The sequence below is a fragment of the Pseudoalteromonas sp. CNC9-20 genome, assembly GCF_022347875.1.
GTDB lineage: Bacteria > Pseudomonadota > Gammaproteobacteria > Enterobacterales > Alteromonadaceae > Pseudoalteromonas > Pseudoalteromonas ruthenica.
Genome location: NZ_JAKRFS010000002.1, coordinates 779,122 through 794,358, shown reverse-complemented (window position 1 = coordinate 794,358; position 15,237 = coordinate 779,122). Strand labels below are relative to the sequence as shown.

Sequence of the window (15,237 nt, the reverse complement as noted above, 5' to 3'; positions counted from 1 at the left end):
GGAGGAAAGGCCATGGCGCGTCGGCCGAGATTAAACTTACCCCATATTCCGCAACATGTTGTTCAGCGTGGAAATAACCGTCAGGCCACCTTCTTTACGGAACAGGATTACACCGTATACCTGGACAAGGTGAAAGATTACAGTCGTCGCTTTGACGTCTCTGTTCACACTTTTGTGTTGATGACTAATCACGTTCATTTATTGATGACACAGCGATCGATGACACAGCGATCAAGGGGTCAGAGTTGTTGAATCGAATCAAGGGGTCAGAGTTGTTGAAATTGCTGAGTTGCGCTAGGTTTTTAGTGCAATTGGCTGTTTCAGGGAGGAAAGGCCATGGCGCGTCGGCCGAGATTAAACTTACCCCATATTCCGCAACATGTTGTTCAGCGTGGAAATAACCGTCAGGCCACCTTCTTTACGGAACAGGATTACACCGTATACCTGGACAAGTTGAAAGATTACAGTCGTCGCTTTGACGTCTCTGTTCAGGCTTTTGTGTTGATGACTAATCATCACGTTCATTTATTGATTACACCTACTACAGCAACGGGCGTCCGATCAAGGGGTCAGAGTTGTTGAAATTGAAATTGCAAGCTTCCTTTAATGATGAGCAACTAGGCAACATTGCTGGCTTTTTCAAAGATGAAGATTATGGAGGTGCCTACGGCTATATTCTTGGAGAAATTCAGGGACTAGATGGTGTTGTCACTGATGTTACCAAGTATTGGTTTTAGAAGGCGATTGAAATAAACCTCAACCAAGATACACCAGCCAACACTTGGATAAGGGCTTTTACCACTAAAGGGTTAGCCATAGATGGTATTACTGCCACCCCGGAAATGGCAGAATCGAATCAAGGGGTCGAATCAAGGGGTCAGAGTTGTTGAAATTTGTATTAATCGTTACAAAAAGCTGTTGGTGAATTGAATAAGGTGGAGAAATAAATGTTATTTATTCTTCAGGTGGTCTCATTTTTGGGATTTATATATTTTAAGCTTTTTGCGAGTACAAAAAACGGACCTGCGACTTGGCTGTTTTATATAGCTTCAGTCATTTTTGGCGTCTTTTCGATGAATGTTTATATGGAGAACGAAGAAAAGTTTTACCTTGGGGGAATCTCACTGTTTATCTTCGCAATTACAATTTATTTGATGTCTATGAAAATAAATAAAAAATAGAATCATGGGCCCTCCTAGATCGATAAGGGGTCAGAGTTGTTGAAATTGCTGAGTTGCGCTAAGTTTTTAGTGCAATTGGCTATTTCAGGGAGGAAAGGCCATGGCGCGTCGGCCGAGATTAAACTTACCCCATATTCCGCAACATGTTGTTCAGCGTGGAAATAACCGTCAAGTCACCTTCTATACGGAACAGGATTACACCGTATACCTGGACAAGTTGAAAGATTACAGTCGTCGCTTTGACGTCTCTGTTCACGCTTTTGTGTTGATGACCAATCACGTTCATTTATTGATGACACCTACTACAGCAACGGGCGTCAGCCAACTGATGCAATCGTTAGGACGTTACTATGTCCGCTACGTGAACAATACTTATAAGCGGACAGGAACACTTTGGGAAGGACGTTTTAAGTCGTCATTGGTTGATAGTGACCAATATTTGCTTTTGGTCAGTCGGTATATTGAACTGAACCCGGTGCGAGCGAACATGGTTGTTCATCCGTCTGAATACCCTTGGTCCAGTTATCGCCATAATGCTTTGGACAAGCAAATAGAGCTGATTAAGGAGCATCCTGTCTATCAGGCTCTAGGTAAAGACAAATCAGCTCGAAAGCAGGCGTACCAAGCCTTGTTTAAATCGCAGATGCCGGATTATTCCGTCGCGCAGATTCGAGATGCCCTGCAAAGAACCTGGGTACTGGGGGATGAGCGTTTTAAGAAACAGATTGAGCAGCAGTTGGGGCATACCATTGAGTTAAAAACGTATGGCGGAGACAGGAAGTCGGCATCATTTAACGCTCGGGATAAAAATCAACAACTCTGACCCTTTGAAATCCCCTTTGAAATCCCTAGCACTGGAGAAACTGCTCGAGTCAGTACAAGCTATTTCGCTGCTCGGCCTAGTTGCTTTATTTCATTTACCCAAGCAGACTTTTCGGATTCAGAGGCCGCTACTACTGAGCCAAATAAACTCACTGCGCTGGGCTGAAACCCACTGAACTGTAAGGTGAATATATCGAGTTGTGCAATAACCGATGCGGCTTGGTCTTGTAGGCTCTGCGGCGGTGCATCCATGGTTAAGACGATGCGAGAGGTTTTGTCGGTGAGTAGGGGCACGGGTGTATAGCCTTGGTACTTAAATGCGAACCCGGGCAGGAAACTTCTATCAAACAGGCCTTTGAATTTTGCCGGAAGGCTGCCCCACCAAATAGGCGAAACGATCACAACATGATCTGCCCAGGCAATTTGCTGCTGAAATACTTGTAAATCAGGTTCTAATAGTTGTTCATCATCATAGCCACAATCCAAGCTAGGATTGAATTGCAATGCCGACAGGTTAACTCTTTGAGTATTATTTTGCTCCCTCGCTTCACATTCATAGATATCTGCTAAGTGTTGGCAAAAGCTTGAACGTTTTGGGTTAGCGTTAATGATTAGGATGTTTTTTGTCATCGGGTTTACTTCCGTAAGGTGAAAACTCGATGACTATCTTAAGCTCTGCCCCTAGGGGTAGAGTCAAGCGTGCTGAATATGGGGGCATGAATCGAGAGTGGATATACAGCGCTCTACAGCGTCTATACGCTTTAAAATATCGGATTGCTGAGTGAGTAATTTGTTTTTAATTTCAGCTAAAAACCCGTGCACCCGTGACCAATCAAGCGTGCCGTTGTTGTAGATAAGCGCATCTTTTAATTCTGCCAAAGTCGCGCCTAAGGCTTTTGCCTCCACAATCAATAACAACACTTCTACATGAGGCTTGTTATACACCCTGTAGCGCCCTTGCCTTGGTGGTGCGGTTATTAACCCTCGGGCTTCATACAAACGGATGGCTTTAACGGATAACCCGGTCCTTTTGGCAACTTCACCTATATACATGATGGTCCTTGTTTTCTTTTATACTTTATAGAAGTTAGGTTTGCGGTTCTAGGCAAACCTAAGCATGCAGGGCAGGTATCTTTTTAAGCCCTCTGTACGTTTTTTCTAAATAACAATATTTTTGCTTTAGATTCAAATGCAAAGATTGCTTTTAGCGCCAGTAGGGCTAACAATTGAGTTATCGATTGAGCACCAGTTGGAGCGCCGGATAGTGCTACGAAAAATCCTTATCGTAGAAGACACCCCTACTATCGCCCGGGTGCAAAAGCACATTTGTTTGCAAGCGGGCTATGAGGTTGATATCGCTGACTCTAAAGCGAAAGCCGAGGCGCTGATTGCAAAAAACAATTACTTTTGCGCTATTGTCGATTTTATATTGCCCGATGCGCCGCAGGGGGAGGCCATACCTTGTAGTACAAAGGCGAAAATTCCTACCATAGTGATGACCGGCAGCTTAGAGAGCAAAACCCGAGAAATTGTAGACCGCCATCCCATCATTGATTACATCACCAAAGAAAACAAGCAGGCCTATCAGTACCTAAAGCGTCAGCTCGAGCGCTTGCCGCGCAATGAGAAGATAAAGATATTGGTGGTGGATGACTCAGCGACATCCCGAAACTATGTAAGTGGCCTGCTTAAGCGCCATAAATATCAGGTGCTGGAAGCGCGAGACGGCTTAGAAGCTTTGGCTATGCTTGAGCGATATAACGATATTTCCGTAATCGTAACCGACAGTGAAATGCCGAAAATGCGAGGTGAGGAGCTGTGCATCGAGATCCGTCGTATTTACACTGAAGAGGATATTGCCATTATCGGTATTTCTGGGGTGGAGTCGGCACATTTATCGGCGCGATTTTTAAAAAATGGCGCCAACGATTATCTGCGTAAACCTTTTAACCCGGAAGAGTTTTACTGTCGAGTAAGACAAAACGTAGAAATGCTCGAGCAAATTCGAACCATCCGTCGCCAAGCAAACTCTGATTACTTAACCGAACTGCCGAATCGGCGTTATTTTTTTAGCCAAGTGAACAAATCTCTTAAGGCGGCTGCGCAGCAACAGCAACCAAGTATGATTGCCATGTTAGATGTTGACCATTTTAAAGCGGTGAACGATCGCTACGGCCATGATGGTGGCGATGAGGTGCTCAAGGCATTGAGTAAGGCATTATGTGAGCATTTTGATTATGAGCAAGTCGCACGTATGGGCGGTGAGGAATTTGCGGTGTATTTTGCCGCTGAAGACCCACAGCACTGTTTGCAAAAACTGGAGGCTTTTCGCCACTTTGTGCACACTCAAGGTGCGGCATTAACGCCGCAGAGCATTGCATTTACTGTCTCTATCGGGGCTGCCTACGGCATTAGCGATAATATTGAAGCGTTGATAAAAGCCGCCGACGTGCAGCTTTATCATGCTAAAGACTCTGGCAGAAATACAGTTGCCTATGCCCCGCTTAACACTGACTCGTAAGTACCAAGGTCACATAGCAGGTATTCAGTGCCGTTGCAGTTTGGCGTAAAAAGCTGTGAATTCACACCCAGCGGTTGTGTCTCGTGGGTGTGACGCCTAGATATGAATGTGATTCACTCAATGCGCGTGATCACCACTTTGATCACCGGGTTGTCAAAGCGATGTTGAGCACCCAAAGCCGATTGCGCTAAGCCATCATCGGCACTTACCACGCCTGGATGCAAAGCCACAAAGTTAGTGTCGTCTCTTATTGCGTTGAATCCTTCACCCATACCGGCAGGACCTGGGATAAACTGCGCAAGTTCAGAGTTGCCCTCGGTGCCAGCATCATACCCATGGCCATAGAGCGAGATGCTTTGCCCAGCAGCCAGCGGCGTTAAATCGACGGCGTTAACACCCGTAAACGCATCATTGGTATTGACCAACATGGTTGCTAAGGTCAACTTACTATCAGCAACATCCTCTACTGATAGGGTAAATTCATCGGTATGACCAGGGCTGATAGGGGCTTCTCCACCAAAGAGTGCAATCACTTCTGTATTTGCAAGCAGCGCCGAGTTATCGCCCCCTTCAGCAAGTGCTTCGAGAGCACCTGAAGCCGGCTCACCAATACGCCAAAATTGACCTTGCTGATGCAGTACGCCAGCGACAGGGCTCAATGGTTGCGCTTGCGTTAAATTGGTCAGTGTCACCTGATAATGATATTGCACCGGCTCTGGCGTGTCCACGGCTGATTCCGTAGGTTTTGTGTTATCAGAGCCGCAGGCACTTAAACCAAGCACCACAAGAGCACTTAAACCCAGTGCTCGAGGGAAATGTGTTTGCAAACGCATGCTCACCCCCTACTGCACAGTAATTGTTAGTTTAGCGACAGGGTTCAACCATCGCTGGACGCTGTTATTGATGTCGCTTTTTCCCGCTGATGCACTGTCATCGCCAAGGTTACCGGGGTGAATGTGCACCAACGTATTGCTCAATTCGTTGGTGACGCCGTTGCCCCCGCTGCCAATGAGTTCCTCTAAAGGCGGTGGAACCGGCATACCAGGCACACCTGGGGCACCGCCGCCGCGTATTTCATCGTTGGCTTCAGTGCCGGCATCATAGGCGTTAAGGTATACATGGTAAGTTCCGGGTTCGCTCGGTACAGGCCAATTGCTAAGGCCAACAAAACCATCGTTGGTGGGTAGCATCATCGCCACCAGCGATAAATAGGTATTACTTTCACTGGTGGTGAGGGTGCCTTCGCCACTGTGTCCGGGCGCAAGCAAACCTTGCGCGGGGTTGGCAAGCACATCACCGCCAGCGACTTCTACTTGGTTAACAAGACCGTCGATGGCACCGCCTTCGGCCATGGCTTGTAATTCACTGGAGGCGGCAGTGGCAACGCGAAACAATTCACTGTTGCTATCGTGGGCAGCCACCAGCAGGGGCGTGAAATACATACCTTGGGTTAGGTTTTGCACTCGCACATCAAGTTCAGCAGCGCCCGCAGTGTGGCAAAGTGTGAGTGCAAGAGCGCTCAGGGTCATTTTTGGCAACGATTTCATCTCGAATCCTCTGTTATTCATATGCCGATCACAGCGCGTTTTGCACTGGCAAAGGCAACCTAGTTATGGGAAGTTCGTGAATGCGAATCGGCCGTTTCATCACTCAGCTAAGACAGACCTTGTGGTTCTCAGTTAACTTTCAAATAACATCAATCTTTTTTATTTGTCGGCTCAAATGCCGTGAAAAACCAGGGGGAGTGTGACTTGATAAATAAACAGAGAGTGACGCCGCGTGGGTCACTCTAGCGTGCACTCAACTGTTACTCACTGGCTAGGCGCGCTTGCTGAGTCAGCTGTTGATGCACATTGTTGACTAATTCCTGTGGGATACAGAGTTTATTTGCTAACGCATCAAGATATTGCCCAGAGATGGGCTGACTCAGGTCTATGGCGCTGGCACTGGCGGCATAGACTTCGATACCTGTTTGCGCATTTGGTACAGCATTAACCAGCTCCGACAAGCTCATAGGCTGGCGCAGCTCATCAAATAACATGGCTTTTTCATGGGTTTGCAAGTCCATGTTTTCTACTTGCGCAAAAATGCGTTGTCGCTCTTGCTCGTCTATATGACCATCGGCGTAGGCGGCTGCAATCATCGCGCGCATCAGCAGCAGTTGACCGCCTTCGTTGTCATCTTCCACAACGTGTTCAAAGCTTTGTTGTTGCATAGGAGTCGAGTGATAATTAAAGTTGCCTGAGCGTGGATGTACTGTACTTGGTTCAGCAGCGGAACTTTTTTGTGCATACTGCTGGTATGCCTTCCAAGCAAGGCCACCAATGGCGGCAAGGGCACCATACTTCATCACTTTCTTAGATGTCTTTTTGCCACTTTTGCCGGTGGCTAAGCCACTTAGACCGCCGCCAGCGACACCGCCTAGGAAGCCGCTTAGTGCGCCTGATTTATTTAAACTCCCTACGAGTTTTTGTAAGTCTTTCATTGCCCTTTCCTTATATCCATATTTACTTGGCTACTGTGAGCATAAGCCATGGCTACGTAAATAAAAACAACCAGCTTGTTACAAAACAATACAAAAGTGCGTGAGACAAACGCAGCCAAAGGTATACACCGCACTGTTTTTATTTTTGCATCACTAAAAGCACAAAAAGATCATAAAAATAAAATGTTTATACGCTTTTAATGTAACAAAGTGTTTTCATTCGTGGTCTAGGGTGAATAAGGAGTCTAATAAAAAGGAACATGCTATGAATAGAAAAAGACCGACCAACACCGAAGCGCAAGCTGATATGACCCCAATGCTTGATGTGGTTTTTATCCTGCTTATTTTCTTTGTGGTGACAACCTCATTCGTTCGCGAGCACAGTTTGAGCGTTACTCGTCCCGAGTCTAATTCAGCGGTGTCAGCAGAAAATAAAACCTTGATGATTCAAGTCACTCACAGTAACCATGTGGTGATGGCGGGGAGGAATATCGAGACCTCACAAATCGCCAGCAACATCGCCCGCATATCTGCCACAGAGCCATTCTCTTCGGTTGCCATTCGCGCGCATGAGCAAAGCCGTCATCAGCAAGTTGTGACGGTTATGAATGCTGTACGAGAAATGGGGCAGTGGCCTATCGCGTTAGTTGATTAACGGCCTGTATTCAACGCCAGTGTCATTAGCCAATATGACACTGGCGCTTTTCTCAAGGTTGGTGGAAGTTTGTAGCGCTCAACGTAGTGAACGAAGCCATTAATCGCTGCTTGATCTGTGGGTCAGATTGCTTATTAATTGCCAAGCATGCAGGGAGGTCGCGGCTGAAATTCTCCGGCAGAGCTGCGGTAATATTGTCTGTATCATGCACTGAGGTATTAATTAATAACACATAATCTAACCGGCCATTACGGAGGTTTTGCGTTAATACATCGATATTGGTCGTCACCATCAGGTTTTTGCCTTCGATAAACCCTTGATTGAGTAGTAAAGAATGTGCAACCGAGCCACGACTCACGCCCACTAAGCTCGATTTTGCGTCAGCCAGAGAGCTTGGGGCCAGGTCATGACGGTTTTTGAGTTTATACAGATAAACCTCCAAAGGAGGAACCAGAGGGCATAACCAATCAAAACGCTCACTGCGTGTGGGGGTTTTTAATATGGTAAAAATAAGGGTATTGGCAGAGGATTCTGCTTGTTTGTAGGCGCGCTTCCATGGCAACACTTCAATGCTGTAATCAAGGCCGGCATGATGCATAAGTTGCTGTACGCGCTCGGTGGCATCTCCTCGCACCTGGCCCTGCTTATCAACATAGCTTAACGGCGGCAACTGCTCGGTTACCAAAAAAACCTTATTCTGGGCTATGCTCAAACAGCTCACAAGGGGTAATAATAACAGCCAATACTTCACATCAATCTACTCAATCCTTCGTCCCAAATAAGCCTAGGAGATAAACTAAGTTTTAGCAAAATCAATTAAGTATGGGTTCAGGGACATCTTGCTAAGTTATAATCTCACTCCTGTTAATGTTCCTTTGAACCTTTATTGTTGTTAAGCAGGTTAGCCAGTTACTTTTGTAGCTGGCTTTTTTTTGCCTGAAACACAGCAAACTGGCATCATAGGGGCTGAGAGAATTATAAAAAAGGAAATAGGCATGTCTAAGTTAGTTTGCTTTATATTCAGCGGCTTACTTTTTGTTTTTGGCACTATGGCCAGCAGTTATGCCAATACCCCCGAGTCGGCGCTGCCGGCGCAACAGGCGAAAGGGCTAACACCGAACCAAGAGCAACAAACACAGCAGGTGGTTAAGGATTTAAATGAGCCCATGTATCGCCCGTTGATTGAGCGTTACATCCTCGATGAGCTCAAGGCGGTGCGCCAAGACCAACAGGCTTTGCGTGCCGAATACACCGAAAAGATTGCTCACGCGCAGCTAGAAACCGCTGATCGCGCTATTGTCTACACCACAGACACCATTAACAATGTGTTTTTTATTCTTACCGCGACGGCGTCAATTTTGGTGTTAGTTGGGTGGAACTCACTACGCGATGTAAAAAATAAGGTTGAAGACATTGTTAACTCCCGCGTCAGTGCCATTACCGACGAATATGAAGCGCGCCTAAAAGATTTAGAAGAGCAGCTTCGAGGTCGCTCAGAGGAAATCCTCAACAACCAGAAGAAGATCACCATCACCAACGAAATTCATTCATTGTGGATGCGTGCTAATTTAGAGAGTGACTTTGCTACCAAGGTTGAGATTTACGACGAGATCCTCAATCGTAAGCCTGAAGATGTTGAAGCTATAGCCTATAAGGCGGATGCCTTACTTGAGCTTGGTGATACCCAAGAGGCAATTAGTTTGTGTAATCAGGCGCTAGAAATTGACTCAGATTATGGCTATGCCTATTGGCAGCGGGCTTGTGCATACGCACTAACACACGAGCACAGCGATGCCTTGGCGGATATTCGTATGGCCTTAGACTACTCGCCTAATCTGCGCAATGAGCTGTTGCACGAAAGCGCGTTTGCCAGCCTACATGACAACGATAGCTTTAATGAAATCGTTAATGGCTAAAGGAATTTGGGGGTTGTAGCCGGTGCTACGCCCCTAGCTGGGACGTAAAAATTGGTCGATGGCTTCGGCGAGTTGTTCGTCTAGATGTTCTTCAAAATCACTACGTTGGCTGCCAAAGTGAGCGAGAAATTGCTCGGCCTGTTGCAGTGATAAACGCTTGTTACGCAGCGTGTAGCTGACTTCATCTTTGCTTTTATCGTAACGCGGCACAAAACGGTAAGTGGCAAATTCGGGAGCGCTGATATGCTGTTGTGCGTAGGCACAAAACCCCTCTATGTGATCTTTGCCATCCGGCCCCAAACATCCCGGTTCAACACGGTATAATAACTGTATCTGTGGTGGGGGGTTTGCTGCCATGGCTTTCCTCAATTACTTGCGCACACCTAGCAGTTTAGCTGGTAGTTTTAAAAAACAACACTTTTTGTACTTTGGCGTCTTTCACTTGATAACTGGTGACCACCTCAGAGCGTTTATCAATAACTTCAGGGTCTGTACTGCACGACTCTGAAAGCTCTTGGTCAATAACAAAACTACCATGAACAATACGCTTGATAGGGGCAGTATTTACACACTGTAATTTTTTAAACATCAAACCATAGCGGGCTATGAGTTGCTCTTTGCCAGTGAACATCAACTCGTTGGGGAACATATAAAACGCCACATCCTCAGCGAAGTAGCTAATGAAGGTGTCGATGTCTTTGTTGTTATAGGCATCCACCAAGGCATCCACGACTGCAACCGCTTGTTGTTGTTCTTTACTGAGCTTTTTAACCGCTTTCTTTTCGGCTTTTTTGATGGCTTGCTCAAGCGCTTGTTGCTGCGCTGGGTCTTTTTCAAGCGGCGTTTGTTCGCCGTAGGCATTGCCAATAAAGTTTAGGCATAGCAATGACACAATTAGGTATTTCATTTGTTGGTCCTTTTTTACCAATACTGCTCTACGGTGATCTGCCCTGGCGTACGCCGTCGGTTGCGTTTATAGCCTAATTCTTGAAGGCAGGCACTGGTGTCTTTTACCATCTCAGGGTTACCGCAGATCATAAACTGTGCCACATCTGGGCTGGCACTGAGCTGAACATGATCAAAAAGTTTGCCACTTTTTATTAACCCGGGAATACGCTCACTCAACATGCCATCGACATTTTCGCGGGTGACCACGGGCACATAGTGTAGTTGTGGATACTGCTGTTGCAGCTGTTTAACCAATGCTTGATAGCTTAAATCTTGCTGCTCTCTTACGCAGTGTACCAACACCACGTGAGTAAATTTTTGCCATACATGGGGCTGTTGCAGTATTGATAAAAACGGGCCAATCGCGGTGCCGGTACTAAGCATGTACACTTGCTCGCTGCTGGGCACTTCATCAAGTGTGAAAAAGCCCGTACTCTGCTCGGCGATGCGTACCTCATCACCGGGTTGTAAGTTGGCCAGCGCCTCAGATAGGGCACCATCGTCAACCTTAATTAAGTAAAACTCGAGGTCATCACTGCTAGGAGGGTTTACAAATGAATAGGCTCGGGCCACACGCTCACCGTCCACCTCTAATGCAAGCTTAGTGTATTGCCCCGCAGTAAAAGGGGCGATGTCGGCGTGGACCACCAGCGAGAATAACTTATCATTCCACCACTTCACTCGGGTCACTTTTGCGCTCAGCCAATTAGCCATTTCGCCTCCAGTAATGTCTTTTTACTCAATAAGTTAACTGTGGCAACTGTGAGCTATAAAGTCAATGAGTTTTAATTTTTGGTACAGTTGCTAGAAAGCGCTAACAGTATCAGTATAGCGCTGTGCGGCTGCTCTGGCGTGGTTGCTGCGTAAAGCTTTAATAGCGCCTGGGAGGAGGTTCCGATGTTTAGATCAGTGCGCGCTGCTGAAGCCGCGCGCGAAACTGGCTCGGGGTGCAGTTCTTTATTGTTTGAAAGCGTCGGTTAAAATTAGAAATGTTATTGAATCCACATTGATCGGAGATCACCGTAATCGGCGAAGAAGTATTAATGAGTAGCTTACACGCCTTGGCGATGCGTAGCTGATTAATAAACTCGGTCACGGTGCGCTCGGTGCGTTTTTTAAAAAAGCGATGGAAGTGGTTGGTGCTCATGTGAGCATGCTCGGCAAGCATATCTGCGCTGAGCTTTTCCGTGTAGTTGTCATAAATAAAGGAAATCACCCGGTCAAACTTGTCTTTGGCTGGGTCTTGGCGGTAATCAAAACGAAAACCGGCGCTGGAAAGGTAATCATACTGCGATTGTGCCATGCGCGTTAGCATATCCATTAACAGTACATAGCGCTGTAACGGGCTGGCTTGCTCCATGCTCTCGAACAAGGCCTGGCATTGCTTTGCCAATTGTTGCGAGAAGCGCAGGCCTCGGCGAGCCCCACTGAGTAATTCCTCCAGTTGTTGCAGCTCAGGGTGTTGAGCCACCATGCTTTCTAACCACGGCGCCGGTATTTGTGCCACATGGACAATTTGCTCAGATAAGTCAGTATTGATTTTCGATTGCCAAGTATGGGGCAGTTCAGGGCCGAGCAACACCAAGTCGTAGTCACCATAGGGTGCAATATAGTCGCCGATATGGCACACGCCACGGCTATTGAGGGTTAAGCATATTTCGTACTCGGGGTGATAGTGCCAATTAAATGGGATTTCAGGCAAGCGATACAAGCAATAACGCCAAGAGCAGTTTGGTGAGGGGATCACCTTTTCACACATTGCACGCACGCGCTAACCTCCACTGTTATTGTCCTTGTTAATTGTTTTGCTATTTCAGCAACTCCCCAGCGCTTGTGTGCGCCTATTCTCTCACACTTCAATACTAACCTATCATTCGTTTGCCGCTATAGTGCTTTGGTTTTACGCTTTTTTGACAGCTTAACCGCAACACTGCGAGAAAAGTATGATCAGTGCATAGAATCGTACCGCTTAAAAAACGCTCATGCCTTTACTCTGAATAGGCCAAAAATAGTAAGGAAGAAGATGAGCATAACAATGAAAACAACACCTAAACGCCGCTTTAAAATCAATCGAGTGGCTGCACTCGTGACAACAAGTTTACTCGCTAGCATGGCTATTACTCCCAGCGTCTATGCACAACAGCAGTTAGCGCAAGATGACCAGCAAATGGAAACCATTGAGGTGAGGGGTATTCGCCGCTCGTTGGAAGCCTCCATGAACACTAAGCGCTTTGCCAATGCCGTGGTCGATGCCATTACCTCTGAAGACATTGGTAAATTCCCTGACAAAAACATTGGTGATGCCTTACAGCGTATTTCTGGGGTTACCGTGGACCGCCAATACGGTGAAGTGAGCGGTGTGACCATTCGCGGTACAGCGCCTGAGCAATCAAGAGTGCTGTTAAATGGCCAATCAGTGGCCAGCACCTCATGGTACGACTTAGGCCCTGCAACGCGTACATTTAATATGGAATTACTCTCTGCAGAGCAAGTATCGGCGGTGGAAGTGTACAAAACACCCAAGGCTTCCATCGAGGAAGGGGCCTTAGGCGGCACCGTGGATTTGACCACGCGCAAGCCGTTAGACTTAGACACCAACACCCTGATGGTATCCGCTGAGCTCGCGCGTGGGTCTCTGTACGATGAAACCGACGCGGGTGGTGCATTTTTAGCGAGCTGGAAAGATGAGCAAGAGCGCTTTGGTATTCTCGCTTCTTACTCCATTGAGCAACTGACCTCCGGGCGCCATGTGCTGGAGTCTATCGGGAGTTACTATGAATACTTTGCCGCTGACCCAGGCACAGGGCAAGAATCGACAGTGGGCGCGTGGGCGATAGGCTCGCAGGCTTTTCGAGCTGAGCGCGAGCGCACCAGTGCGCAATTAACCGCGCAATTTGCGCCTACCGATAATACCGAGTTTGTGCTTGATTATTTTCGCTTCGAACTCGATAACCCTCATGTAAACCATAACTTTTTGACCGTCGGCGGGCGCGGCAGCGGCTCTGAAAACGTGCAAAATAATGCCCTTGGCGGCACGGAGCAAGCGACCATTACGCCTGCCTACGCCTCGATTATTTATAATCCGGTGGTGCGCAATGCCGTTAATATGAAAGCCGATGTACTGAACTTATCGGGTAAGTATATCGGTGATACTTATGAAGTAAGTGCCGTACTGGGGCAGTCTACCTCCGATGGCGGTACGCAGTTCGGCGCCTCCAGTTGGTGGATACCGGCGACTGACGAGGGTGATAAAATCGGCGACCCGGCATTTGCAAATGGTCAAAATAGCACCGATGGCGGCTTTAGCTATGATGCGACCGGCCCCTATCAAGTATGGCTGAGCTCACTCGATGCCACCGATGCCAGTCAGTTTAAACATGCTCAAGAGGCCAACTTTCAAACCACCGTACAAGAGCATGATATCCGCTACGCTCAAGCAGATATCAAATGGTTGCTCAGCGGCGATCTGTTTACCAGTATTGAAGCCGGGGTGAAGGTCAATAGCATTGAATTCTCACGCGTAGCGATTCATCGTAACCCAGCCGATGTGATTGGCTTTGTTCCCAATGGCAATTTAAGCAATTGGAGTGATGGCGTGTTTACTGATCTTCACTCGCAAAGCAGCGGCCATATTCTTGACTCCTATGCCAAGCTTGATGAAGACCAGTGGTGGGATTTTATCAGTGGCAAATATGAGGCGGGAGAGCTGATTGAAACACCGGCCTTGGGCGATACCTTCGGCGTGGATGAAGATATGCTGGCGCTTTATGTGCAAAGTGATTTCAGCGGCGAATACTTCCGAGGAAACGTGGGCTTGCGCTATGTGGACACTGAGCAAACCTCGTCTGGCTACGCCGATGGCCAAGCCTTTAAAGAAACGGTGGACTACGATAATTGGTTGCCAAGCATCAACATCGCCTTTGATGTCAGCGACGATGTTATTGTGCGCGCCGCCGCATCCAGTGTGATGTCACGGGTGAACTACAGCGACCTGAAGCCCGGCTTAGCCATTCAAGAAAACTTTGGCTCTGCCAACGGCGGCAACCCCTATCTAAAACCTTATGAGGCCGACCAAGCTGACTTCGGGGTTGAATACTATTTTACCGAGGCATCGCTGTTTTCAGCAGCCGCTTTTGTGAAACAAATTGACAACGTTGTCTTTCTCACTGAAGAGGTCGAGTTTGTCGATGGCTGTGGCGCTCAACCTTCAGAATATGATAGCTGCCGAGTCACCCGACCTCGCAGTAATGGCGATGGTGATGTCACCGGCTTAGAGTTGCAATTGCAGCATACCTTTGCCAATGGTTTTGGCTTTGTCAGTAACTACACCTATGTTGATAGTGAAACAACCCGCCCCGATGGCGCCACAGAAATGGTTCCTGGGGTGTCGGAAAACTCATTTAATGGCTCGCTGTTCTACGAGAACGATCACATCAGTGCGCGTATCGCCTACAACTGGCGCAGTGAGTGGATAGGTGTGGGCGCCGCACAAGCAGTACGCAATGATGACTATCAACAATGGGATGCCTCCATTGTTTGGCACGCCATGGAAAATCTTGATATCAGCTTAGAGGGGGTGAACCTTACCAATGAGGTCATTCAATCTTACGATACCAACTATGACTTAACGCAAAACACCATTGAGTTTGGCTCTCGCTACTACCTCAGTGCCAGCTATAAGTTCTAACTATCAAGGGCCCAGCCTCAGC

At 47.3% G+C, this 15,237-nt stretch carries 18 protein-coding genes; 8 read left to right on the top strand and 10 right to left on the bottom strand.

Annotated features, from left to right (window positions below; translation table 11 throughout):
- The first annotated feature begins 12 nt into the window (after nucleotides 1-12).
- From MHM89_RS07130 to MHM89_RS07115, 4 genes are all read left to right on the top strand, one after another.
- Nucleotides 13-252: a transposase gene (locus MHM89_RS07130; RefSeq protein WP_343224220.1), complete on the top strand. Its 240-nt coding sequence runs from the start codon at nucleotides 13-15 to the stop codon at nucleotides 250-252.
- An 84-nt stretch (nucleotides 253-336) separates the two neighbouring features.
- A complete protein-coding gene (locus MHM89_RS07125; protein ID WP_343224218.1) occupies nucleotides 337-582 on the top strand; it encodes a transposase in 246 nt (81 codons plus the stop codon).
- Nucleotides 576-737 carry a hypothetical protein gene (locus MHM89_RS07120; protein ID WP_235418536.1) on the top strand — a complete coding sequence of 54 codons (162 nt, stop codon included), beginning with the start codon at nucleotides 576-578 and terminating at the stop codon, nucleotides 735-737. Before MHM89_RS07125 ends, MHM89_RS07120 begins: the two co-directional genes overlap by 7 nt.
- 544 nt (nucleotides 738-1,281) lie before the next feature.
- Nucleotides 1,282-2,004, top strand: coding sequence for a transposase (locus MHM89_RS07115; protein ID WP_239408478.1), 723 nt, complete (start codon nucleotides 1,282-1,284; stop codon nucleotides 2,002-2,004).
- A 59-nt stretch (nucleotides 2,005-2,063) separates the two neighbouring features.
- On the opposite strand, the gene MHM89_RS07110 is transcribed toward MHM89_RS07115, so the two are convergent.
- Together MHM89_RS07110 and MHM89_RS07105 are read right to left on the bottom strand one after the other, a co-directional pair.
- Nucleotides 2,064-2,633, bottom strand: a complete 570-nt coding sequence (locus tag MHM89_RS07110) for an NAD(P)H-dependent oxidoreductase (protein ID WP_239384914.1) — start codon at nucleotides 2,631-2,633, stop codon at nucleotides 2,064-2,066.
- 63 nt (nucleotides 2,634-2,696) lie between these two features.
- Nucleotides 2,697-3,056: a MerR family transcriptional regulator gene (locus MHM89_RS07105; protein ID WP_239384913.1), complete on the bottom strand. Its 360-nt coding sequence runs from the start codon at nucleotides 3,054-3,056 to the stop codon at nucleotides 2,697-2,699.
- Between the two features lie 211 nt (nucleotides 3,057-3,267).
- Here MHM89_RS07105 and MHM89_RS07100 point away from each other — a divergent pair, with 211 nt between their 5' ends.
- Nucleotides 3,268-4,524 carry a diguanylate cyclase gene (locus tag MHM89_RS07100; RefSeq protein WP_239384933.1) on the top strand — a complete coding sequence of 419 codons (1,257 nt, stop codon included), beginning with the start codon at nucleotides 3,268-3,270 and terminating at the stop codon, nucleotides 4,522-4,524.
- Nucleotides 4,525-4,637: 113 nt separating this feature from the next.
- Here MHM89_RS07100 and MHM89_RS07095 read toward each other — a convergent pair whose 3' ends face one another.
- The 3 genes from MHM89_RS07095 to MHM89_RS07085 all read right to left on the bottom strand — a co-directional run bounded on the left by MHM89_RS07095 (nucleotide 4,638) and on the right by MHM89_RS07085 (nucleotide 7,009).
- Complete coding sequence (locus MHM89_RS07095; protein WP_239408477.1) at nucleotides 4,638-5,357, bottom strand: spondin domain-containing protein; 720 nt, start codon at nucleotides 5,355-5,357, stop codon at nucleotides 4,638-4,640.
- A gap of 9 nt (nucleotides 5,358-5,366) precedes the next feature.
- Nucleotides 5,367-6,071, bottom strand: coding sequence for a spondin domain-containing protein (locus MHM89_RS07090; RefSeq protein ID WP_239408476.1), 705 nt, complete (start codon nucleotides 6,069-6,071; stop codon nucleotides 5,367-5,369).
- Nucleotides 6,072-6,331: 260 nt separating this feature from the next.
- The gene (locus tag MHM89_RS07085; protein WP_045980151.1) at nucleotides 6,332-7,009 is read right to left on the bottom strand and encodes a tellurite resistance TerB family protein; all 678 of its coding nucleotides are present in this window, start codon (nucleotides 7,007-7,009) and stop codon (nucleotides 6,332-6,334) included.
- A gap of 265 nt (nucleotides 7,010-7,274) precedes the next feature.
- Here MHM89_RS07085 and MHM89_RS07080 point away from each other — a divergent pair, with 265 nt between their 5' ends.
- Nucleotides 7,275-7,664: a biopolymer transporter ExbD gene (locus MHM89_RS07080; RefSeq protein ID WP_022944665.1), complete on the top strand. Its 390-nt coding sequence runs from the start codon at nucleotides 7,275-7,277 to the stop codon at nucleotides 7,662-7,664.
- Nucleotides 7,665-7,716: 52 nt separating this feature from the next.
- Here MHM89_RS07080 and MHM89_RS07075 read toward each other — a convergent pair whose 3' ends face one another.
- Complete coding sequence (locus MHM89_RS07075; protein ID WP_022944666.1) at nucleotides 7,717-8,415, bottom strand: transporter substrate-binding domain-containing protein; 699 nt, start codon at nucleotides 8,413-8,415, stop codon at nucleotides 7,717-7,719.
- Between the two features lie 298 nt (nucleotides 8,416-8,713).
- Between MHM89_RS07075 and MHM89_RS07070 the strand changes: the two genes are divergently transcribed.
- A complete protein-coding gene (locus tag MHM89_RS07070; RefSeq protein WP_040643106.1) occupies nucleotides 8,714-9,580 on the top strand; it encodes a tetratricopeptide repeat protein in 867 nt (288 codons plus the stop codon).
- A 33-nt stretch (nucleotides 9,581-9,613) separates the two neighbouring features.
- On the opposite strand, the gene MHM89_RS07065 is transcribed toward MHM89_RS07070, so the two are convergent.
- From MHM89_RS07065 to MHM89_RS07050, 4 genes are all read right to left on the bottom strand, one after another.
- On the bottom strand, nucleotides 9,614-9,937 hold the full coding sequence (locus MHM89_RS07065; protein WP_239408475.1) for a hypothetical protein: 324 nt from the start codon (nucleotides 9,935-9,937) through the stop codon (nucleotides 9,614-9,616).
- Nucleotides 9,938-9,971: 34 nt separating this feature from the next.
- Entirely contained in the window at nucleotides 9,972-10,487 is a 516-nt protein-coding gene (locus MHM89_RS07060) for a nuclear transport factor 2 family protein (protein ID WP_022944669.1), read from the bottom strand.
- Nucleotides 10,488-10,501: 14 nt separating this feature from the next.
- Complete coding sequence (locus MHM89_RS07055; protein ID WP_239384908.1) at nucleotides 10,502-11,242, bottom strand: ferredoxin--NADP reductase; 741 nt, start codon at nucleotides 11,240-11,242, stop codon at nucleotides 10,502-10,504.
- Between the two features lie 187 nt (nucleotides 11,243-11,429).
- Nucleotides 11,430-12,296 carry an AraC family transcriptional regulator gene (locus MHM89_RS07050; protein ID WP_152441857.1) on the bottom strand — a complete coding sequence of 289 codons (867 nt, stop codon included), beginning with the start codon at nucleotides 12,294-12,296 and terminating at the stop codon, nucleotides 11,430-11,432.
- A gap of 267 nt (nucleotides 12,297-12,563) precedes the next feature.
- Here MHM89_RS07050 and MHM89_RS07045 point away from each other — a divergent pair, with 267 nt between their 5' ends.
- Entirely contained in the window at nucleotides 12,564-15,215 is a 2,652-nt protein-coding gene (locus MHM89_RS07045) for a TonB-dependent receptor (protein ID WP_239408474.1), read from the top strand.
- Nucleotides 15,216-15,237: the final 22 nt, after the last annotated feature.